The organism is Rhodocytophaga rosea (genome assembly GCF_010119975.1).
GTDB classification, from domain to species: Bacteria; Bacteroidota; Bacteroidia; order Cytophagales; family 172606-1; genus Rhodocytophaga; species Rhodocytophaga rosea.
In genome coordinates this window covers 6,906,154-6,928,197 of sequence record NZ_CP048222.1, presented here as the reverse complement: position 1 = coordinate 6,928,197, position 22,044 = coordinate 6,906,154, and the positions used below count along the sequence as shown (strand labels likewise).

Genomic DNA, 22,044 nt, shown 5'->3' with positions numbered 1-22,044 from the left:
TTGACTACTGACCAATGACCAATTATTTATTCTGCAACTTTTTATACACGGCTTTTGCCATAGATGCAGAAACGCTACTTACAATAGCCAGCAAGGTAAATAGCAGAAAACCGATCAGATAATAGCGGCTTAATGTACTTCCTTCATATACTTCCAGCTTAACGGTGGCATCCGGAATTTTGGTCGGCATGGCAAATATCCTGGCAGAATATGTTCCAGGTTCATCCAGGCGGTATACTGCCGTATGCGAGGTTTCATTTTCTTCCCAGTGTTCTACCCCACTTTCTCCATCTTCATACCAGGCTTCTTCTCCGGAAGCACGGAAAAAATCACCTTCAATGGCATTGATCACTTCTCCTTTCTCATTCAGAATTTCCAGACCGGTCCAAACATCAGAGTTATCCGGCATAGTGGCTGATAATTTAACTTCATACACCCGGTTCACTTTCTGCAAGGGCATAGGTTTGGTAGTAGCCACCACCTCCGGATCATCGTCGTCAGAAGCGCCAGTCTGACTGACAACCGGCACTGGATAGGTAGCCGTAAATACCTGTTCCCCTTCTCCGGCTGAACCAATCAGTAATACCAGAAATACAATAGCCGTAAGCCAGAAGGAAATCCGCCAGAAAATTCTGCTGCGGCTGCGTTTTTCCAGTTGCTGTTTCAGCTGGGCAATTGCCGGATCATTGGCAAAAGCAGCTAATATTTCTTTGTAAGTAAAAGGCTCTTCCTGGAAAAACTCAATTTCCTTAATCTCTTTTCCATCTTCCCTTAACCGCCATTCTGTAATATAACTATACCGGCCTGAATTATACTGCGAGAACTGCACCTTGTCGCCAGCCTTGATCTGATAAGTAGACTCTCCTTCGAAATACAGCACTTTCGATTCTCCATATTCTACCACCCTTTCCTGTTTGCCAGCTAAAAAATTCATCATCGACGTTCCTTTCGGCAGCGTAGGATACTTAGGAAAAACAGACTGGGAAACAGCGTATCCATCAGAATCTTCGATCAGGTAGAAATAGGTAAAATCCTCTCCCATCAACACCCATTCATCGTATTCCCAGGTTTCATCCGAATAGCCGGTTTCGCCTTCCTCCGACCAGTATTCCTTATATTTGGAACGCCACCTGGTCCTGCCCAGTACCTGATAATTTTTGCCGGAAAATACTGCTTTCATCTCCAGCTTTATAAAAGACTTAGGCGGAAACTGGGAAGGAGCATTTAATCTGGTAATAATCTGGTGCGCCTCTGACTGGGCATCCTGTACGGTACCACAATACTGGCAGGCCACATACCTTGTCCGCTTATTGATCAGCGAGATTTCACCGGCACAATTACTGCATTTAAACTGCCGGATAGATTTAAAATAGGCTTGCGGCTGAATAGCACTCATGGTTTGTTAGTACATGGAAAAAATACTGAATTACTGAATTACTGAATTACTGAATTACTGAATTACTGAATTACTGAATTACTGAATTACTGAATTACTGAATTACTGAATTATAATAATTTATTTATTATTCTGACCTTCTGTAATCCTGTAATTCTACAATTTTATATTATAGCCATTGAAAATCCGTGAGGGCTACAGTTTCTCCGATATTAAACACCGTTTCTCCAGGCATATATTCCAGACTTACTGGTTTTCCTTCCAGAATGCCATCAATAAAATCGGCCTGTTCTCCGGGCATTACCTGAAAAGACAGTTCGCCTTCACCACCATTAATAGTAGCCCGGTTCTTTTCAGTCACAAATACACCCTGTCCGTTTATGGCCATCTGGTTAGCTACTTTTACCTTGTCAAATTCCGGAACTCTGTATGATAATTCTTTTTTGGTGAATAGGGTAAATTCTCCTTCATCTTCCTGCAGCCAGAAATCAGTATACTCCTGCCCATCAAACCAGATGAGCCATTCATCCCAGAAGCCATCTTCATAATCGAACCGCAACCGGCCTAGCACCTGAAAGGTTTTGCCTTTCAGTTTCCCCCGCTTCCCCACGGATAATAAAGAACCATAATCGGCCAGTAAAATTTTCTCTCCTGTCGGGTCAGCCAGACCTGCATTAATATAACTGGTTTGTCCGCAGTATTTACACACCACCATTTTGGAATGCCGGTACTGCAGTTCCAGTTCAGCACCACAAGAAGGACAATTCAGTGTTTGAAATGACATATAACGATAGTACGCTTTTTGGTAAATGGAATAGTTTTCCTGCATCGTTCCTACTATAACACCACTTTGATGTAGCATGAAGGCGTTCAGTCGAAGCAAGAGTTAGTCTTAGTTATTATATTTATAAGCTATTCCGCAACTAAATAAAGTTTATCGAGAGAAGTTAACTGTTTGATAACTTTCTTTATTTCGCTTCTCTTTTTAATTTTTAGCAGTACTCTTTTAAAAGCATTCTTTTCCTGCCTAATCATTTGGGAATATTTCAGGGTGATTTCTGCCTTGATATTTTTTACATTTTGCTCGTATTCTTTAGTATTCATAATCATTTCAGGGCTGCTAGCCATAATTTGATTAAATCGATTTATAAAGGTTTTCATGGCTGTTTATAGTTAAATTACAATATCTTTGTTAGGTAGCATACTTAGCGTTTCATTATGCCTAAAGCCTAAAATATGGTGCAACATAACCAATACTCTTGGATTACGGCTCTGCGAGGTATTCATGCACAAACTTGATGGCCATAGCGCCTTCTCCTACAGCAGAAGCAATCCGGTTCATGGCTCCGGCGCGTACATCGCCGGCGGCAAAAATACCTGGCATGCTCGATTCCAGTAAATACGGTTCCCGTTCAAGTTTCCATTTTTTCTTGAAGTTATCAAAACGGAGTAGTTCCCGGCCAGTTTCTATGTAGCCTTTATCATTCCGCAGAATATCGAGTTGCATCCAGTCGGTACAAGGTTTGGCGCCTATAAAGATAAACACTGATTGGGTTTTGGCTACTTCTGTCTGGCCTGTTTCTATGTTTTGAATGGTAATTTCTTCCAGACGGCCTTCTCCTCTCATTTCGGTTACAACAGTTTTGCCACATACCGCAATATTTTTGGTAGCAGCAATCTGGTCGATCAGGTACTGCGACATTGTAGCGGTTAAATCCGGCTTCCGCACCAGGATATGCACACTCCGGGCATATTTAGATAAGTACATGGCTGCCTGTCCGGCAGAGTTGCCGCCGCCTACAATATACACATCCTGTTCTGCGCACGCATAGGCTTCTGTATTGGCAGCTCCATAATATACACCAGCTCCGGTATATTTCTCCTCTCCTTTGGCTCCCAGCATGCGGTAACTTACGCCAGTGGTCAGCACAATGCTGCGGGCATTTACCTCTGTTCCATCTGCCAGTTGCAATATCTTGTATTGTTCCTTGAGTTTAATATTGGCGACTTCCTGTGGTGTCAGTACTTCGGCACCAAAACGGGTGGCCTGGGTAAGTGCCCGAAAAGTAAGTTCTGACCCGCTTAAGCCATTGTGAAAGCCCAGGTAGTTTTCAATCCGGGAACTGGTTCCGGCTTGTCCGCCTGGAGCACGTTTTTCTATCAATAAGGTTTTTAATCCTTCAGATGCTCCATAAACCGCTGCCGCCAATCCGGCAGGACCAGCACCGATAATGACCACATCATAGAGTTTTTCCGAAGCCTGGGATTTTAAGCCTACTTTGGTTCCCAGTGAGGCCAGATCAGGCTTTACCAGATAGCTGCCATCTTCGAAAAATACCACCGGTAAATCTTTACGTTCTGCATTACTCAAAGCCAAGAGTTTGGTTGCTTTGTCAGAGGTTTCTACATCCAGCCAGGTATAGGGAATCAGATTCCCAGCCAGAAAATCCTTGATCGTATGCGACTGCGGCGACCATTGATATCCCAGAATTCGAATGCCTTGTACCTCTGGCCGGTAACTATTCTGCCATTCTTCTAGCAATCCATCAATTACCGGATAGAGTTTTTCCTCAGGAGGGTCCCAGGGCTTCATCAAATAATAATCCAACTGTACTTCGTTGATCGCTTTAATGGCAGCGTTTGTATCAGAATACGCCGTGAGTAATACCCGTTTGGCATCCGGATAATGGGTACGGGCTTGCTGCAAAAAATCTACGCCCAGCATGCCAGGCATTCGCTGGTCGGAAAGAAAGAGAGCGACCACTTCGTTCCTTAGTTTTAATTCTTTTACTGTCTCAAGGGCTTCATCGCCCGAACTGGCATTGAGTACCCGGTATTCTCTCCGGTAACGGCTTCTTAAATCCCGTTCAATGGCTCGTAATACCTGGGGATCATCATCTATTACAAAAAGGATAGGTGGTTTCATAAGTGGTTAATAGTTATTGTTCAATTTGCTTCACTGAAATTCATTCGTCAGTAGTTTACTAGTCTTTAATTTTGTAAGGTTGTGGTCAAGGCTCATTTCTGTAAATATGAATAAGCGTTTTATGACTTAGGCCGTCTTTACTTTTATTTTGCTTGCCCAAAATAAAAGTAACAAAACACTCTTGAGCATACAAATGCGAAGAGAGCCAACGCAGTTGTGGCAAAATGAAAAACGCTTCCTGGCTCATTCTAACGCGCACCCTGCTTTTCATTTATTCTCCCGCACATGGAATATTAATTAATTTTTTGTTGAGGTCCTTTACTTCTATGATTATCATTATTGTCATTATGGACACAACCTCATATACTCAATCAAATAAGATTTTAAAGAAACGTAATTCGTAATTACTCTACCATTTCTAATGGAAAGTTAACAGAAAACTGGGTTCGACCTGGTCTGGATTCTACCCGGATAACGGCATTGTGGTTCATGGCAATACGATTAGAAATATCTAAACCCATTCCAGTGCCTTTGCCTATTTCTTTTGTCGTGAAGAAAGGATCAAATATTTTAGACAGTATTTCCGGGACAATACCAGTTCCATTGTCTATAAAGCTGGCTACGGTCATCTTTCCTTCATGAAAGGTAACAATTTCCAGCTTTCCTCCTACAGACATGGCATCAATCGCGTTATCGATCAGGTTAGTCCAAAGCTGGTTGAGCTCAGATACAATACCCCGTACCGGCGGCACATTCTCCCCATACTGGCGCACAACCTCAATATTTTTACTTCTCAGTTTATGGGCCATCATGAGCAGGGTACTATCAATACCGGTATGCAGTTCTACCCATTGCCTGTCAGAAGCCTGGTCCATGTGGGTGTATACCTTTACACTATCCACAATCTGAGAAATACGGGAGGATGAATCTTCCACTTCCTGCAACAAACAGTCGTTGCTCAGGCTCATTTCTACCCAGTCCAGAACATCCGATAAGGCCGAGGCAGGCACTTGCTGGGAAATGGCTTGCAAATCTTCCACATGCAAACCTGTTTTTACAAAAGTTTCTGCCAGACACCAGGGTTCTTCTATTTGCCGTTCTTCCATCCAGGTAATGAGTTCATCCTCAGCTTCACTTTGCTGCAAACTGGATAATTTCAGGGCCGTTTGCCTGACTTTGCGCTCGATCAACTTGGTAATGGCGCTTAATTGTTCATCTGTTAATTGATGTCTGCTTAACTGTTTCACCTTCTTGGGTAATTTACCCAGCCGCTTGCGAATCTGGGCAATCGTCCGGACAATGGCGGCTGCGGGATTATTCAGTTCATGAGCCAGACCGGCAGATAGTTTGCTGAGCGAAAGCATTTTCTCCCGTTGTTCCTGTACTTTGGTAAACTCCCGGATACGGCTCGTCATTACTGTTACTAAACGGGCAACAAGTTCAGGACATGTTTCCTGTAAGGCAGGAAAATCATTGCGGTGAAAAATAAGCAGGTTGGTAGACTGCGTAGCTATTCCGGTTGCACCTGCTACTTTCATCTGGGAGTAAGGCAATAATCCGGTGATATCTCCTTTATGAATGGTGCTGATGGGAAGAACCTGTCCGTTTTGTTCCAGCAGCAACTGGACTGCTCCCTTCAAAATAATGAGCATAAGATCAGCCTGTTCTCCTTTTCTGAACACTTTTTCGTCTTCCTCCACCTGACGGATACTGGCATGTTCTACAAACCAGACCAGTTGTTGCTGCGGCAACCCATTAAATGTAGGAATGGCCTGTAATTCTTCTATTAAATATTGCGTGAGTTCCTGTGTCATGGGAGTAAGTGATTGAGCGAATGAGTGATTGAGTGAATGAATGTTGGATGATTAGATGGTTTTATTGCTGAATTGTTAAATGACAGGATTGTTAAACAAGTAAACTGCTTAGGATATACTCACTCCATCACTCATCCACTCAATCACTCATTTTTCAAATAAGCTTTTAAGAAAAGTTAATTCGTAATTCGTAATTCGTAATTCGTAATTCGTAATTCGTAATTCGTAATTCGTAATTCGTAATTATCTACACATCAATGGGTACATATACCGTAAAGATTGTATTTCCGGGTTCAGAGGAAACTTCTATATCGCCTTTATGCTGGTTTACAATAATGCGGTGGGCGATTTCCAGCCCTAGTCCGGTACCTTTGCCAACGCCTTTGGTTGTAAAAAAAGGTTCAAATATTTTATTTTGAATCTCTTTAGGAATTCCTATTCCATTGTCAATAATGGCTACGGCTACGGTTCTGGAAACAATACAAGTGTCATCTATATAAGTTCTTACAATAATCTTTCCTCCCTGTTGAGGAACGGCATCAATGGCATTATCGATCAGGTTGGTCCATACCTGGTTGAGTTCACTGCCGAAAGCCGATACCTGTGGAATACCTTCTCCATATTCTTTGATTACCTTAATATTTTTTGTTTTAAACTTATGGTTCAGAATCAGTAAGGTATTGTTAATTCCTTCATGCACATCTACTTTCTGGGCAACCTGTATGTTCTGGTCCATGTAGGAATACGATTTAATGGCCGTCACCAGATCTGAAATGCGGCTGGTACTTTCTTTCAGTTCCAGTGATAACTGGCGCATTTCTACTTCTTTGTGTATCCACCGCAGAAAACTGGGAATATATTTGGGTACCAGTTGCTGCGTGAAATCAGATAGATTTTCGCTGGTAAATCCGGCTGAAACCAGGGTAGATGCCATATCCCAGGCATCGTCTACGCCCTGTTCTTCCATCCAGCTGATCAGGTTGTCTTCATGTTCGCTACTGGTGAGGGAGTCGAGTTTTACTGGCGTATTGATAATATCACGGATGGGTTGAAACAGAAATCCCTCCCGGTTGGGTTCCTTGAACATTACCCATTTAAGCACTTCTGTTGAATGAAAATCAAATTCGTCGATGGTTTTGATCAGGTTTTGCGAAGCCCGTTTAGCAGCTGATGCTGGATTATTGAGTTCATGCGCCAGTCCTGCAGCCATGGTACCCAGAGAAAGCAATTTTTCGCGCTGGAACGAGAGAATATTAATTTCCTTCAGCCGTTCGGCCATGTTACGTAATATCTTCTTGCGGACAGGCTCACAATCTGCCAGCATTTTCCAGAAATTATCTTCATCAATCAGGAGCAGTTTTACATCCGTAATGGCTGCTGCATTTCCAGGATGAGGCGTACCAGCCAGCAGCGCTAATTCTCCCCCGGTCATCCCTTTGGTAAAAGTATTGATAAATAAATGCTGGCCTTTAATAATGCGGTATATCTGGAAAGTGCCCTCCAGCACCGCCATAAAATATCTGGCTTCGTCTCCCTCCTGCCACATCTGCTGACCAGCTTTGTACGTTACTGTTTCTCCCCAGATATCACACATCAATTCTTCTTCTTCCAGGTCAGCAAACAGTTCTATCTCTTCTAATTCTTTTAATATCATGTGCTCCATAATCGGGTCATTAGTCAATTGTTATTGGAAGAATGGTTATTGACAGGCTATAAAATATTCTCTCTATCACTCAATCTCTCATTCACTGACTTGTTTCACTCTGCTTCCTGGGTAAGTAAACCATAACTGTTTAAGGCAATGTTCAAATCCTGGATCGACGGATTTTTTAGCTTTTTCTCTCCTATTACCACCATCGGGAATTTGATTTTTCCATTGTTCATATCTTTGACTGCCTGTTCTGCATCCGGGTCTTTTTCTACATTGAAATATTCGTAGGAAATACCCATTAACTGGAAATAATTTCTGAAGCCGGTAGTTTTGGGACACCAGTCTGTACCGTATAAAAGGGGTTTGAGTTTCTGCATCGTATATTCAATGACGGATTAAAAGATTGAAATATTGTAAGGGTAACAACTAACACTCAGGTTAAATCAGCTGGTCAGTTTAGTTATCATATCATCAGCCGCCATATTCTCAACACTATAAGCAGGATGGCTAAACAGGCTGATACAATTGCAATTACAGGAATTGTCTTTTTTTGCTCTTTCCGGTAAGAAACCATCCCTATTCGTAAGGCTATAAGAGCCGGTATAAGTAGATAATACTTATACATAAACGTCAATTCAATAATTCCAAATAGCGCCTTTGTTTTTCCATCTGCTTGTATATAACGAACAGCAATCTGCTGGTTTATCATCATCAATCCAATGATGGAAATAATACTTATCAGACATGAAATCCATGAAAGCCTTCCGGATATAAACTTTATGAACATACTTCTATTTACTGAATCACCGCTGCTCATCGCATCTTAGTACTCAGGCAGAAGTAACTGTACGCAATTTATTGATCATATCTGCAGAGATACTATCAGCATATACCCCATACGCATTGACCAGCACTCCCTTAACACCCTGATCAGATTCAATGGCATATACCACAGAGTTGTCTGCCGGGTCTGAGGGACCTTCGAAACGGTAAAATTCAGTAATAGCAAACTGCTCAGGATGCAGCCGTACATTTTCTTCCTTACATTCCAGGCAATCGTCGGCCAGGTTAAAATTATAGACATAGCCACGCTCCTGTAGGTCATTGAGGGCATCTGTCAGGGTTTCGTATTGTTGCATACTAGTTGAAATTGAAAGTTGGTGGTTGTAAATTAGAAGACAGAGGTTGGAAGATGGAAGTTAGAAGGAATTATTGAAGTATCATTTCAACTGATAACCGTTTACATATAGGGTTTCCGCACTAAATATTAAGTTTTAAGAATAGCTAACAGGAAATTAGTGTCTCTGTTAGCTTTTTTTCTTTTCCGTTTGACACTCACGCAAGAAGGCTCTTTTTTGAGCAGATGCAAAGACCACTTTCTAATCAGATGCAGATTGATGGGTCCTTTATCTTTCCTGACTTTAGCCTCATCTTCCCTAAAGGTAACATCTAGTTGCCAATGCAAGCCATTCTCTATCGCCCAATGGCCTCTTATGTAGCGGCTGTACAAGGCAGGGTCTGTATCTGTTAAACTGCTTATATAGAACAGGGTTTGTTCTTGCTTTTTGCCTGCTATAATGCGTTTTCTTTCTACCATGACTAAAGTATGTAAGTCCTGCCATTTTTCCTTTTCCTCTACCAAATCAATGCATTGAGCAATATATACCCTACGTTCTTCTCCTCTGCCATGGGCTTTATCTAGTTGCTGATTAAAAGCGAGAGCAGACTTATTGATTTGCATAAAATGGGCTACCTGCTCATAGAGTACACCTTGATTAGCCTTTAGGGCAATCACATAATGGGCTTGCTTATCCCTGATCTTTTCTACAATTGCCTGCTGACAAGCAATAGCATCTATAGTAATGATACTACCTTTGCAATCAAGGGTATCTAATAAAGCAGGAATAGTTGTAATCTCATTACTCTTGGCTTCTACGGCTACTTGTCCAAAGCTTAAGCTATGTTCCTCTACCCATACATTGACCATACGAACCAAAGCATGCTTTTTGCCTGCAGGTATAGTACCTCTCAATTCTTTGCCATCTATACATACCTGCTTGCCTGCTAAGGAGAAGCCAGCTACACACGCTTTGAAGCATTGCTCCAAACTATGGCTATCCAGGTGTCTGATCACCCGATTTAAAGTGTCAGCAGAAGGTATACCATTAACAAAACTTAATCCTAGTTCTTGCTGCAGAAACGCTGTATTATCTTTGCCATAATCTGCTATCTCGTCAAAGTCATCACAATCGGCTATTACCCCACATAAAACTAAGCCTAAAATATCTGCTAATAGATGTAAGCAGCGGCCTTGCACCCGAAAATCAGCTACTTTGTTTAGTATCTTTTTAAGTTCCATGCACAAAGTTAGCCCCTCTTTCCTTTTTCTCTATCTTTGGTGCGGAAACCCTAGTTTACATAAGCCTGATACAGTTATCCAACCTCAAACCTCTATCTTCCAGCATCTAGCTCAGGAAAGCCCGGAGCATCCAGGCCATTTTTTCGTGTTGCTCCATCAGGCCGGTTAGAAAATCGCTGGTGCCGGCATCGTGGTATTTTTCTGCTGCCGTTTGCTGGTCTTCACGCAATTGCCGGATCACTGTCTCGTGGTCAGCCAGCAGGTGTTGCAGCATTTTATCTGCCGGAGGCACATCACCTACTTCTTCTTTCAGCCGGGAAAATTTTTTAAACTGTTCCAGCGTACCAAATGCATGATACCCAAGTGAACGAACTCTTTCGGCTACTTCATCAATAATTTCATCAAGGGCTTCATATTGCTTTTCAAAAAAGATATGCAGTTCATGAAAATCCCTTCCGGTTACATTCCAGTGATAATTGCGGGTTTTGGTATACAGCAGGTATTCATCGGAAAGCAAATGATTGAGAATAACTGTTACGCCTGCCCGGTCTTTTTCATCCAGGCCAATATTGGTTTTCATAGAAGATTCAGGTAGTTAAATGATTTATGTTTGGTGTTAATGATTAGATGTTTATAGAATGAAGATAAAGCAAAATTCACCCCTTAGCTCTGCCTAGGATCAGTTATTTCTTCAAAAGTTGTCACATCTTCCAGGTAGCCCTCTTTAAAGGAAATGTTGGAATTGGCAAAGCGGCAGATCCGGTCGATGCCTTTATTATCATGAATCATGGGCGTTTGCACCACCAGTTTTCCGGTTTTGATGTCGTATACCCATCCGTGAATGTAGGGACGGCCTTCTTTCTCCCAGGCATTCTGCACCGTATTGGTTTTACCCAGGTTATATACCTGCTGCACGACACTGAATTCTACCAGCCGGGCTTCCTGCTCTTCATGACTGAGCCCTTTCAGGTATGGCCAGTAAAAGTTGTAGGTATCTTTGATCTGTTGCAGCCAGTTATCGATCAGTCCGTAATGCTGGTTGGTCATGGCGGCTCTAACACCACCACAGCCATAATGGCCGCATACAATGATATGTTCTACCTTGAGCACATCTACGGCATACTGCAATACACTCAGCATATTCATGTCGGTATTAATCACCAGATTGGCAATGTTGCGGTGTACAAACATTTCCCCAGGATCTGTTTTGGTAATCACGTCCGTAGGTACCCGGCTATCTGAGCAACCGATCCACAAAAATTTGGGTTGTTGTCCTTTAGCGAGAAATTCAAAAAAAGCTGGGTCTTCAGAAAGCTTTTCCTGAACCCATTCCTGGTTATTATCTAGCAGGCGTTTAACGGTTTCTAACATAGGGGCTTATTTTAATTACGAATGATAAATTACGAATTACGTTGCTTTAGAGGCTAATTTGAAAATGAGCGATGGAGTAGATGAGTGATGGAGTGAATATTCATTAATTAACTCCAACTTTAATAATCCAGAAATTAATCTCTCAACCACTCATTCATTTACTTAGAACACTTTCTCATACAACTCTCTTACTTTTTCTTTCTCTACTTCTTTATATAAACACAAAATCTCATATACATTGTTTTTGATGGTAGTTGCAATCGTACCGGTAGGCAGATCATTACAATCCAGGCCGAAAGGATCTTCAATTTCTTCAGCCATGAGTTCTATCCCAATAAATGCATAAAAGAGCAGCATCTCCAGAAAGATAGTAAAATAACCAAATTCTTCAATCAATCCGAAGGGTAATATAAGCGCATACAACATAATAAAGATTTTGATGTAAATGCTGTAAGAGAAAGGAATAGGCGTTCTTTTTATCCGTTCGCAGGCACCCAGTATATCTGTAAAGGCCTGCAGATGGGTGCGGATAGGAATACTATCAAAACCGGTGATGGCTTCGCTGCGGCACAAATGCTGGGTACGTTCATACAAACTGGCAATGATCTGGTTAGGAATGTGTTGCCGCTGCTTATACATCACAATTTCCCGCTCATCCAGGTGATAAAGCTCTTCTAATTTAACGCCATTCCGGAGATGTTCTTTGAGCGCCACAGCAAAATTAGCGATATGTTTGGCAAAATAATTCCGGTCTTCCATATTACCCCGGTCCAGCATACTGTGCATCATCAGGGCAAGGTCACGGCTATTGTTCACTAGGCCACCCCACAGCCTTCTTCCCTCCCACCACCGGTCGTAGGCGGTATTGGTGCGGAATACGAGTAAAATACTGAGTACAATACCCAGTAAAGAAAATAAGCTGGATTGAAACCTGATCTCAAACTGAAATACATCTATTACCAGCACGCAAAAGATGGCGGTAACAATGCCTACCATCAGGGTACTTCTGAAAAGCTGCTGAATAACGTAGCTTCTTGAAAAATTAACTAATGTATTAAACCATTGCTTGTTGTCGTAAATGACCATAATGTATCGATGATATGGGGTAGTTTGTAAGGATGGGGGTTCAAGTTAGGAAAAAAAAAATCAGAAATGCAAGACAGGTAGCCTTCAGCCGACCAGCAACAGTCAAAGTTGAAAGAAGGTTGATTTGGAATCAGAATGTGTATTATTTTTAAAATTTTCAGGGTTTGTAAGTATAAATGTGCAGGCATTTCACATGTAAAAAGGCTTCAGCACTAACAATTTTATATAAGTATCCATTTTATGCAGAAGACTGGCAGTAGTCTGGGGTTTTTATTTTCTCCATAAAATACTATTCTTACTTTGTTAAGTGCATGGGTGTAAGGACTTTTATAGGATTGCACATAAATAAAAAATTGTTTTTCAAAAAATCATTTAAATTTGGACGCAATTTATTGATACAGATATACCATCGTTTAAGCTTTATCTGTAAAATGAGTATCATGCTGAAAATCAGTATGCAGTTTTTAAAGCTTTTAAACTTAAATATTCCTAATTTACATTAATCGCCCATGAGTCAGGTTCACACGTTACAACATCCTTACGAATACAACCCCAAATACACCAAAAGAGTAGCCTATTTCAGCATGGAGTATGCCATTCACCAGTCATTCAAAACTTATTCCGGTGGTCTGGGCTTTTTAGCTGGCTCCCATATGCGGAGTGCCTATGACCAGAAACAAAACTTATTCGGTATCGGCATTTTGTGGAAATATGGATATTATGATCAGATAAGAAATGGCGACAATACCATGAATGTATTGTTTCAGCAGAAATATTATAACTTCCTGGATGACCCTAATATTATCGTGCCCATTTATGTAAACAAACACCAGATTTATGTAAAGGCCTATTATCTGAAACCGGATGTATTCGGAACAGTTCCGATGTATTTTTTAACAACCGATATTGCTGAAAACGACCATCTGGCTCAAACGATCACCCACAAATTATACGATAACAATACCTATACCCGCATTGCCCAGAGCATCGTTCTGGGGATTGGAGGAGCTAAAGTAGTAGAAGCAGTAGGCGGTGCCGATATGCATCACCTCAACGAAGGCCATGCCCTTCCCCTGGCTTTCCATTTGTATGCCAAATACAAAGACCTGGAAGAAGTAAAAAAACGGATGGTGTTTACCACACATACGCCAGAGAAAGCCGGAAATGAAGAGCATCCGATCCATATGCTGGATACCATGGGCTTTTTCAGTTCAATCCCACTTGAAGAAGTACGTCAGATCACGCAGGTGGAAGAAGACAGTTTCAGCCATACGCTGGTTGCCCTGCGGATGTCGAAACTGGCTAACGGGGTTTCTCAATTGCATGGAGAAGTTTCAAGAGATATGTGGCTAGGCAATCCCGGTATTTGTCCTATTCTTGCCATTACCAATGCCCAGAATAAAAGATACTGGGCAGACCGGGCCATGGATAAGGCACTGTCAGCTGGTAATGACCAGGATTTATTTCACCGGAAACTGCACCTGAAAAAACGCCTCCTGGATGTTGTAGCCGACCAGACAGGAAAAATTTTCGATAAAAATGTGATTACTATTGTATGGGCGAGGCGTTTTGCTGAATACAAGCGGGCTGACTTGCTGAAACGGGATATTATCCGCTTCAATAAATTAATTTCCAGTACCAAGTATCCCATCCAGGTTATCTGGGCAGGTAAACCTTATCCGCTTGATGCAAATGCGGTGAGCGTGTTTAACCACCTGGTTACTTCCACCCGTAAAGTGCGCAATTGTGCCGTACTCACAGGCTATGAACTTGGGTTGTCGGCCTTATTGAAAAAAGGAGCAGATATATGGCTCAATACCCCTCGTCGTCCCAGGGAAGCTTCCGGAACCAGTGGGATGACAGCCGCCATGAACGGAGCCGTAAATTTCTCAATCAGCGATGGCTGGGTGATAGAGTTTGCCAAACATGGCGAAAATGCGTTTATGATTCCTGCTACTGATCCTACCCTGCCCATTGACCAACAGGACAATGAAGATTACGAACGGATGATGGATATTCTGGAAAAAGAAATTCTTCCTGTATATTATGATAAACCTGATAAATGGCGTCAGATTGTTAAGCGGAGCATGAGTGATGTTTCGCCTATGTTCGACTCCGACCGCATGGTACACGAATATTACAAAAAACTGTACGAAGCATAGTTCAATTACGGTTAAAGATCGAAAGATCACCATTTGACCATATAAATAAACCCGCAGGTGTAGCTACTTGCGGGTTTATTGTTTGTTATAAAAGCAGAATATCTAATATATTGAGCGCATAAAGAATAACAGTTTATTGACAACTGCTATCATACTATTCTTTTACAAAATATTTTTCCATCAAAAGCATTAGCTTTTCTTCCGTTAAGGGTTTATCAAAAAAATCGGTAATTCCTTTCTCCTGCATTTTTTCAATGTCTTTCGGGTTGGAAGAAGTAGTAAGCATCACAATTCTGGTAATATCTTCCGGCAGGTTCATTTTCCGGTAGGCATCTACAAACTCGAAGCCATCCATTACAGGCATTTTCAAATCTACCAGCACCAGTTCAGGCAGATTTCCTTCTTTAGCACACGCTGCCAGGTATTGTAAACCTTCCTTCCCATTCTGCTTGATTTCGATATGGCGGCTCACCTCCATATCGTTTATTACTATTTTATGTAAATAATTTGTAACTCTGTCGTCGTCTATCAGTAAAATACAATTAATTTTCGGCATGGACTGATTCATAGTGTTTAATAGGACATTGCAATTTTAATTTAAAAAATTCTTTATTTCCCGCCATTTTGTTATCAATTTCGTATCTGGCTTGCAGGCTTTTGCGGTTTATACGGTAATCATAAGGAAGAGGTATAAGTAAAAAACGCAAGTAGATTAAAAAATCAGCATGATTACACAGGAACTAAGAAATAAAACGGAAGAGAATCACCTTAGGTTGGAGCAAAGCCCTATATTACTACCACTTTCTGAAGGAAGTTTGACCAGGGATAATTACATTGTGATCCTGCAACATTTCTACGGTTTTTTTCAACCATTAGAGTCAGCCTTGCAGGCGTTTGCAATTCATACACATCTGCCTGATTTTGCTTCCAGAAGAAAGGCCAGTTTGCTTAGTATTGATTTGAAAGCATTGTTAGGATCAGATTATACTACTCCCACCTTAAGTAACTCCTTGCCTGACATAGAAAACATAAGCCAGGCGATGGGCTGCCTGTATGTAATGGAAGGATCAACTCTGGGTGGAAAAATGATTTACAACCGGGTGCAACAGCACTTAGGACTGGATTATACCAACGGAGCTTCTTTCTTTTATGGATATGGCAGTGAAACCGGCCAGAAATGGAAATCTTTTCAGCAGGCTTTAATTAGTTTTTCATCAACCTTCCACACCGACCAGGATATAATTACAGCGGCCAATGATACTTTTACAACTTTTAAAAAATGGCTCGACACAGGCCAATAGTCATTCGTGGGTAGTAGCTTTAATAGTATTAATTTTGCAGCAAATTGAATCACTGCTATTCAGTTTACAACAATGACGAATAACCATTGACCCATATTACCGACTTTAACCAAACCACCACACATGCAGGTTACAGAGAGAAAAAATTACGATTCGGAATTCTGCGGCAGTATTCCCCTCCATCTGGTTAATTTAATTCAGCCACATGGCATACTACTGGTTACAGATAAGGCTTTGCAAACGATTGTGCAGGTGAGTGAAAATAGCCAGCAATTATTAGGTGTACCAGCGGATAAAATACTCAATCAGCCCCTGGCCAGTTATATTGAACAATCTTCCATCGATGAAATAATCGGCAAAGCAAGCACCTGGCAGGTAAAAGAAAGAATTCCCCTCCATTTGAGTATCATTACGCCTACCGGAAATATAGATAGTTCGGCTACCCTTTTTCTGAAAGAAGCGTATGCCATGATTGAAATTGAAATGCAGCCGCAAGAAGAACGGGCAGGCAATTTTTTAGAGTTGTACCAGGAAGTAAAATACATCATGTCTGCATTGAAAGAGGCTGATAATAGTACCGAATTAGGGCAGATAGCCGTTACTGAGATCAAACGGTTGTCTGGTTTCGACCGGGTAATGCTCTACCAGTTTGACAAAGACTGGAATGGAACCGTGATTGCAGAAGCCAGAGAAGCGGATATGGAACCGTATTTACACCTGCATTTTCCGGCTTCCGATGTACCCAAACAAGCCCGTGATTTATACCTGAATACGCCCTACCGGCTCATTCCTGACCGAAATTTTGCTCCTTCCAGGCTTATTCCGGTACTCAATCCGGTTACTAAAGCTTTCACCGATTTATCCGAATGTACCCTACGGAGTGTGCCACCAGTGCATGTAGAATACCTGAAAAACATGAATGTAACGGCCTCTATGTCTACCCCTGTTATTATTCACTCTCAGTTATGGGGCCTGATCTCTTGTCATCATAAAACTCCCAAATTCCCATTATATGAAATCAGGGCTGCTTTTGAGCTAATTTCCAATGTAATTGCCACCCAGATTATGGCTGGCGAAAAAGAAATGTATTTGCGGAACAAATCCCGGGCCGACCGGATTCATGCCAGGCTCCTCGAAAAAATGTACGCCAGCAAAAATTTCCTCGAAGGGTTTTTCAGTAAATCTCCAAACTTGCTGGATCTGCTGGAAGCGGATGGAATTGCAGTAATGTACGATGGCGAACTGAAAACAAGCGGAAAAACACCTGCTTCGGACCAGATCAAACAGATCATTAGCTGGCTACAGATTCAGCGGGTAGAAAAAGTTTTTGCTACAGATACTTTGCCCAGGTTATTTGCCGGAAGTGCTGAATATGCGTCTAAAGGCAGTGGTTTACTGGTTATTCCCATTTCTTTCAGGAAAGGTAATTTTATTCTGGGTTTCCGTCCGGAAGTAATCCAGACGGTAGAATGGGGCGGAAATCCCAATGAACGAATTCAGTTTGATCCGGATGGGTCTACTTATCATCCCAGGAATTCATTCGCTACCTGGCAAGAAACAGTTAAGCATACATCTGCCTCCTGGACAGCCGATGTGCTGGAAACAGCCGAAAATTTGCGAACTTCCGTTTTGGAAAGAATATTGAGTGAGTGATAGAAGGGATTACTGACTGACAGAAGGGATGAATGATTGAGTGAATAAAGAAATGTAATTCTGTAATTCTGTAATTCTGTAATTCTGTAATTCTGTAATTCTGTAATTCTGTAATTCTGTAATTCTGTAATTCTGTAATTCTGTAATTCTGTAATTCTGTAATTCTGTAATATTTAACCCTTTGCTTTTAAACCCGTTTGATTGAATGATGAAAAAAGATGCATCTGCTGCTGTACAAACTGCTTCTGGTTCCGGATCTGGCTGGCAAGATGCGTATGTTATCGGGATTGGCGCTTCTGCCGGAGGACTGGAGGCATTGCATGAGTTTTTTGATAACATGCCGGCAGATACTCATTTTTCTTTTGTTATTGTACAGCATCTCTCTCCCGATTATAAAAGTTTGCTGGTAGAACTGCTCAGCAAGCATACACAAATGAAAGTAGCAGAAGCCGAAGATGGCACCCTGCTCATGCCCAACTGTGTGTATGTAATTCCCAGCAGAAAGCTGATGACACTCAAAAACGGAAAGATCAGGCTTACAGAAAAAAGAGCAGCCGATGTTCCCAATACCGCCGTCGATATTTTCCTCCAGTCTCTGGCCAAAGAAAAAGGGGATAAAGCCATTGCCATTATATTATCGGGCACCGGCACGGATGGCACCAAAGGCATTGAAACTATAAAAAAGTCAGGCGGTATTGTAATTGTACAAGATCCGCTAACAGCAAAGTTTGATGGAATGCCCAACAGCGCCATTATTTCAGGCCACAGCGATTTGATCCTTCCGCCGGAAATGATGCCTGAGGAAATTTTCAAATTTATTAAACAAGGCCGCCTCCTCAAATATTTCGAACACAACGAAATGGATGAAGAAGAAAGCTGTCTGGCTGAAATTCTGCTGTTGATAAAAAATACCACCCAGTATGATTTTACCTCTTATAAGCCGCATACCATCAAGCGCCGGATTATGCGCCGGCTGGTATATTACGAATTAGACAGCCTGCAACAATACCTCTCCTTTCTGAAACAGCATCCTGGTGAAGCTGAAATTCTCAGCAAAGATTTCCTGATTGGTGTCACTAAGTTTTTCAGAGATGGGCAGGCATTTGATGTAATCCGGAAAAAAGTATTGCCGGCGATCATTGATAAAAAAGAACCTGGTGATCAGCTTAAAATCTGGGTGGCTGCCTGCAGTACCGGAGAAGAAGCTTATACCTTAGCCATTCTGGTAAAGGAACATTTAGATCACCTTAACAAAGACCTGAATGTTAAAATTTTTGCAACCGATGTAGATAAAGAAGCGGTAGAAATTGCGGCAAGAGGCATCTACAATCCCAATATCGCCAAAGATATTTCGGAAGAACGGCTTGAAAACTTTTTTACCCAGGAAGGCGGCAAATATATCATCAACCAGCACATCCGGAAGATGGTCATTTTTGCCCACCACAACGTGATTAAAGATCCGCCTTACAGCAAAATAGACCTGGTTTCCTGCCGGAATATGCTTATTTATATGAGCCCGTCCCTGCAACGTAAAATATTGACTACTTTCCATTTTTCGCTCAATGTAGGCGGCTATCTCATGCTGGGTTCCAGTGAAAATCCTGGCGAACTCAGTTCCGAACTTTCGGAAGTCAGCCGGAAATGGAAGATTTACCAGAGTATCCGGGCATCACGCAACTTTACTTTCGATTCTTACCTGCCTCCATTAGCAAGAGATAAAAGAGAACTGGCGACCATTACCCCTACGCTAGCCCTTTCCCGGCAGAGTATGATCAACAAAATGATGGATGTCTTCAGTGATGCGCTCATTGAAGAATCCGGGTATGCGGGTATTTTTATAAGTGAAGAGTACGAACTGATTCAGGCTGTAGGCGAATATAAAAAGTATTTAAAATTACCTGAAAAAAGGCTCCAGTTTAACCTGCTGAAAATGGTACCCGAAGACTTATCTGTGCCCTTAGGCGTGGCTATCCGGCGGGCTGTAAAAAACAATGATAAGGTAATCGTGAAAAATGTACGGTGGAAGGAAAAGTCTAAAATCCGGTTTATCAGTATTATCGTAAAACCTTTCGTACTCAGCAAAGACAGTTCGCAGAAAGGAATTCTGGTGCTGTTTAATGAAGAGAAAGTTCAGCAATCATCTGTAGGAGAATCAGAAAACCCAAATAAACCAGCCGCTGATATCGAGTATTTCAGGGAAGTAGAACAGGAACTGAAAGAAACCAAAGTCCACCTGAATGCGGCTGTAGAAGAACTGGAAACTTCCAATGAAGAATTACAGTCGAGCAATGAAGAACTCCTTTCTTCCAATGAAGAATTACAGAGTACCAATGAAGAACTACAATCGCTCAATGAGGAATTACATACGGTTAATACCGAACATCAGCTTAAGATTAAAGAACTGATCGAACTCAACGACGATCTGAATAATTACTTCAGAAGTACTGATATCGGTCAGATCTTTATTGACAAAAGTCTGATTATCCGTAAATATACCCCGGCTATTATCAACCAGATCAATATTATTGAGTCGGATGTAGGGCGGCCTATTCACCATTTTTCGAATAATATTAAATATGACCGGCTTATTGAAGATATCCGGCAAGTGATAGCAACTTCCGATAGTATTGAAAAAGAGGTTGAACTCCGGGATGGGCGCTATTATCTGATGAAAATGCTGCCCTATATCCGGCTGGATAAGCGGACAGATGGGGTAGTAATCACGTTTGTAGATGTAACAGCACTTAAAAACCTGAACCTGATCGTTTCGGGTGTACTCAATAGTTCACTCAATGGCATTATGGGTTTTAAATCCATCCGTAGCCAAGCGAATGAAATAGTTGATTTTGAGTGGACGCTTACCAACGACGCTTCTCGTCAGTTATTAGGGCGCGAAAAAAATGATCTGATAGGAAAGCGGCTCCTGCGGGAAATGCCGGGCAACCGCGATGAAGGATTGTTTGATAAATATACGGATGTAGTTGAAACCGGCAAACCTTTACATATTGAGCATTATTATGAACAGGATGGGCTGAAACTCTGGCTTGAAATCATCGCCATTAAAATGGAGGATGGCATAGCTGTTACTTTTGCTGATATCAGTGAGAAAAAACGTGCCGAGGAAAAACTGCTCAGGGCGTATGAGGATGTAAAAAAGGCAGAAGAAAATTTAAAGAAACTCAACAATGAACTGGAAAAAAGGGTAGCTAAACGGACACAAGAGCTTTCAGCCAGCGAAGAGCGTTTCCGGTTGATTTCTCTGGCCACCAACGATGTGATCTGGGACTGGAATCTGGTAAGCAATGAATTGTGGTGGAACGAAGGGTTTAAAACAATGTTTGGCTACAGCGAAGTGCGCATAGAAAAAGGGATAGAATCCTGGTATAACCGCCTCCATCCTGAGGAAAAAGAACGGGTAATTCAGGGTATTGACCAGGTACTTAATAGCGGCCATAAACAATGGTCAGATGAATACCGTTTTCTCCGGGCCGATGGTTCCTACGCTTTTATTTTCGGTAGAGGTTATGTGTTGCACAACGAGTATGGAATTCCCTACCGGATGCTAGGTTCATTTATTGACCTGACCAGCCAGCGAAAAATGCAGGAAGAACTTGAAGTTACCAATCAAAACCTGCTCCGCATCAACAATGACCTGGATAATTTTATATACACCGCTTCGCACGATTTGAAGGCGCCGATTATTAACCTGGAAGGCCTGGTAAAGAATCTGAATAAGAAACTACAAACCGATAATGAGGAACTCTCCTTTATTCTTGACCTGATGCGCACTACCATTGATAAATTCAAGAATACCATTAATGACCTGACCGACATTTCGCGCATTCAGAAAAGCGACCAGGATGATATAGAATGGATTAACTTATATGAGCTTTCGGAAGATATTTTTGTAAACATCCGGGACATGATCGTAGGCTCTGGTGCCAATATCCGCCTGGATTTTGAAGAATGCCTGCAGGTGAAGTTTTCCAGAAAAAATTTGTATAGCGTATTGTATAACCTGCTTTCCAATGCGGTAAAATACCGCTCATCCGAAAGACAGTTGCTGGTGCAAGTGAAGAGCACAAAAGTGGATGATTTTGTTCTGATTACGGTAGAAGATAATGGGTTAGGCATCAGTGAAGATAATATACCCAACCTATTCAATATGTTTAAACGCTTTCACGACCATGTAGATGGGTCCGGGGTAGGCTTGTATATTGTAAAACGCATTATCGAGAATGCAGGCGGGAGTATTGAAGTAGAAAGTCAGCCGGACAAAGGCACCATTTTTAAAGTGTTTTTGAAGATCGGCCAATAGGCTACAA

17 protein-coding genes are annotated in these 22,044 nt (G+C 41.7%); 4 read left to right on the top strand and 13 right to left on the bottom strand.

The window, feature by feature from the left end:
• Positions 1-22: 22 nt before the first annotated feature.
• From GXP67_RS28590 to GXP67_RS28535, 12 genes are all read right to left on the bottom strand, one after another.
• On the bottom strand, positions 23-1,396 hold the full coding sequence (locus GXP67_RS28590; RefSeq protein ID WP_162446298.1) for a TFIIB-type zinc ribbon-containing protein: 1,374 nt from the start codon (positions 1,394-1,396) through the stop codon (positions 23-25).
• Between the two features lie 169 nt (positions 1,397-1,565).
• Complete coding sequence (locus tag GXP67_RS28585) at positions 1,566-2,258, bottom strand: DUF4178 domain-containing protein (protein WP_162446297.1); 693 nt, start codon at positions 2,256-2,258, stop codon at positions 1,566-1,568.
• A 50-nt stretch (positions 2,259-2,308) separates the two neighbouring features.
• On the bottom strand, positions 2,309-2,557 hold the full coding sequence (locus GXP67_RS28580) for a hypothetical protein (protein ID WP_162446296.1): 249 nt from the start codon (positions 2,555-2,557) through the stop codon (positions 2,309-2,311).
• A gap of 103 nt (positions 2,558-2,660) precedes the next feature.
• Positions 2,661-4,322, bottom strand: coding sequence for a response regulator (locus GXP67_RS38080; protein WP_162446295.1), 1,662 nt, complete (start codon positions 4,320-4,322; stop codon positions 2,661-2,663).
• Between the two features lie 404 nt (positions 4,323-4,726).
• Entirely contained in the window at positions 4,727-6,136 is a 1,410-nt protein-coding gene (locus GXP67_RS28570; protein WP_162446294.1) for an ATP-binding protein, read from the bottom strand.
• Positions 6,137-6,383: 247 nt separating this feature from the next.
• Positions 6,384-7,799, bottom strand: coding sequence for an ATP-binding protein (locus tag GXP67_RS28565; RefSeq protein ID WP_162446293.1), 1,416 nt, complete (start codon positions 7,797-7,799; stop codon positions 6,384-6,386).
• Positions 7,800-7,894: 95 nt separating this feature from the next.
• Positions 7,895-8,164 (bottom strand): glutaredoxin family protein, encoded by a 270-nt coding sequence (locus GXP67_RS28560; RefSeq protein WP_162446292.1) that lies wholly within the window; start codon positions 8,162-8,164, stop codon positions 7,895-7,897.
• A gap of 453 nt (positions 8,165-8,617) precedes the next feature.
• Positions 8,618-8,926: a phosphoribosylpyrophosphate synthetase gene (locus GXP67_RS28555; protein ID WP_162446291.1), complete on the bottom strand. Its 309-nt coding sequence runs from the start codon at positions 8,924-8,926 to the stop codon at positions 8,618-8,620.
• A gap of 128 nt (positions 8,927-9,054) precedes the next feature.
• Positions 9,055-10,146, bottom strand: coding sequence for an ISAs1 family transposase (locus tag GXP67_RS28550; RefSeq protein WP_162441340.1), 1,092 nt, complete (start codon positions 10,144-10,146; stop codon positions 9,055-9,057).
• 106 nt (positions 10,147-10,252) lie between these two features.
• Positions 10,253-10,726, bottom strand: a complete 474-nt coding sequence (locus GXP67_RS28545) for a Dps family protein (protein ID WP_162446290.1) — start codon at positions 10,724-10,726, stop codon at positions 10,253-10,255.
• An 83-nt stretch (positions 10,727-10,809) separates the two neighbouring features.
• The gene (can, locus tag GXP67_RS28540) at positions 10,810-11,517 is read right to left on the bottom strand and encodes a carbonate dehydratase (protein ID WP_162446289.1); all 708 of its coding nucleotides are present in this window, start codon (positions 11,515-11,517) and stop codon (positions 10,810-10,812) included.
• Between the two features lie 162 nt (positions 11,518-11,679).
• Entirely contained in the window at positions 11,680-12,603 is a 924-nt protein-coding gene (locus tag GXP67_RS28535) for a bestrophin family protein (RefSeq protein ID WP_162446288.1), read from the bottom strand.
• 509 nt (positions 12,604-13,112) lie between these two features.
• On the opposite strand from GXP67_RS28535, the gene glgP reads away from it, so the two are divergent.
• The gene (gene glgP / locus GXP67_RS28530; protein ID WP_162446287.1) at positions 13,113-14,765 is read left to right on the top strand and encodes an alpha-glucan family phosphorylase; all 1,653 of its coding nucleotides are present in this window, start codon (positions 13,113-13,115) and stop codon (positions 14,763-14,765) included.
• 154 nt (positions 14,766-14,919) lie between these two features.
• Here the strand turns inward: glgP and GXP67_RS28525 are convergent, their stop codons facing one another.
• A complete protein-coding gene (locus GXP67_RS28525; RefSeq protein WP_162446286.1) occupies positions 14,920-15,333 on the bottom strand; it encodes a response regulator in 414 nt (137 codons plus the stop codon).
• A gap of 157 nt (positions 15,334-15,490) precedes the next feature.
• Here GXP67_RS28525 and GXP67_RS28520 point away from each other — a divergent pair, with 157 nt between their 5' ends.
• The 3 genes from GXP67_RS28520 to GXP67_RS28510 all read left to right on the top strand — a co-directional run bounded on the left by GXP67_RS28520 (position 15,491) and on the right by GXP67_RS28510 (position 22,037).
• The gene (locus GXP67_RS28520) at positions 15,491-16,066 is read left to right on the top strand and encodes a biliverdin-producing heme oxygenase (RefSeq protein ID WP_162446285.1); all 576 of its coding nucleotides are present in this window, start codon (positions 15,491-15,493) and stop codon (positions 16,064-16,066) included.
• A 123-nt stretch (positions 16,067-16,189) separates the two neighbouring features.
• Positions 16,190-17,719 carry a GAF domain-containing protein gene (locus GXP67_RS28515; protein WP_162446284.1) on the top strand — a complete coding sequence of 510 codons (1,530 nt, stop codon included), beginning with the start codon at positions 16,190-16,192 and terminating at the stop codon, positions 17,717-17,719.
• Positions 17,720-17,924: 205 nt separating this feature from the next.
• Positions 17,925-22,037: a chemotaxis protein CheB gene (locus tag GXP67_RS28510; RefSeq protein ID WP_162446283.1), complete on the top strand. Its 4,113-nt coding sequence runs from the start codon at positions 17,925-17,927 to the stop codon at positions 22,035-22,037.
• The last annotated feature ends 7 nt before the right edge of the window (positions 22,038-22,044 follow it).

What these genes read in the sequence shown, in the direction of transcription:
- GXP67_RS28510 (WP_162446283.1), top strand. Translation starts at nt 17,925, where the DNA reads ATGATGAAAAAAGATGCATCTGCTGCTGTACAAACTGCTTCTGGTTCC.
- can (WP_162446289.1), bottom strand. Translation starts at nt 11,517, where the DNA reads ATGTTAGAAACCGTTAAACGCCTGCTAGATAATAACCAGGAATGGGTT.
- GXP67_RS28565 (WP_162446293.1), bottom strand. Translation starts at nt 7,799, where the DNA reads ATGGAGCACATGATATTAAAAGAATTAGAAGAGATAGAACTGTTTGCT.
- GXP67_RS28525 (WP_162446286.1), bottom strand. Translation starts at nt 15,333, where the DNA reads ATGAATCAGTCCATGCCGAAAATTAATTGTATTTTACTGATAGACGAC.
- GXP67_RS28570 (WP_162446294.1), bottom strand. Translation starts at nt 6,136, where the DNA reads ATGACACAGGAACTCACGCAATATTTAATAGAAGAATTACAGGCCATT.
- GXP67_RS28590 (WP_162446298.1), bottom strand. Translation starts at nt 1,396, where the DNA reads ATGAGTGCTATTCAGCCGCAAGCCTATTTTAAATCTATCCGGCAGTTT.
- GXP67_RS28560 (WP_162446292.1), bottom strand. Translation starts at nt 8,164, where the DNA reads ATGCAGAAACTCAAACCCCTTTTATACGGTACAGACTGGTGTCCCAAA.
- GXP67_RS28520 (WP_162446285.1), top strand. Translation starts at nt 15,491, where the DNA reads ATGATTACACAGGAACTAAGAAATAAAACGGAAGAGAATCACCTTAGG.
- glgP (WP_162446287.1), top strand. Translation starts at nt 13,113, where the DNA reads ATGAGTCAGGTTCACACGTTACAACATCCTTACGAATACAACCCCAAA.
- GXP67_RS28585 (WP_162446297.1), bottom strand. Translation starts at nt 2,258, where the DNA reads ATGCTACATCAAAGTGGTGTTATAGTAGGAACGATGCAGGAAAACTAT.
- GXP67_RS28550 (WP_162441340.1), bottom strand. Translation starts at nt 10,146, where the DNA reads ATGGAACTTAAAAAGATACTAAACAAAGTAGCTGATTTTCGGGTGCAA.
- GXP67_RS28580 (WP_162446296.1), bottom strand. Translation starts at nt 2,557, where the DNA reads ATGAAAACCTTTATAAATCGATTTAATCAAATTATGGCTAGCAGCCCT.
- GXP67_RS28545 (WP_162446290.1), bottom strand. Translation starts at nt 10,726, where the DNA reads ATGAAAACCAATATTGGCCTGGATGAAAAAGACCGGGCAGGCGTAACA.
- GXP67_RS28555 (WP_162446291.1), bottom strand. Translation starts at nt 8,926, where the DNA reads ATGCAACAATACGAAACCCTGACAGATGCCCTCAATGACCTACAGGAG.
- GXP67_RS28535 (WP_162446288.1), bottom strand. Translation starts at nt 12,603, where the DNA reads ATGGTCATTTACGACAACAAGCAATGGTTTAATACATTAGTTAATTTT.
- GXP67_RS28515 (WP_162446284.1), top strand. Translation starts at nt 16,190, where the DNA reads ATGCAGGTTACAGAGAGAAAAAATTACGATTCGGAATTCTGCGGCAGT.
- GXP67_RS38080 (WP_162446295.1), bottom strand. Translation starts at nt 4,322, where the DNA reads ATGAAACCACCTATCCTTTTTGTAATAGATGATGATCCCCAGGTATTA.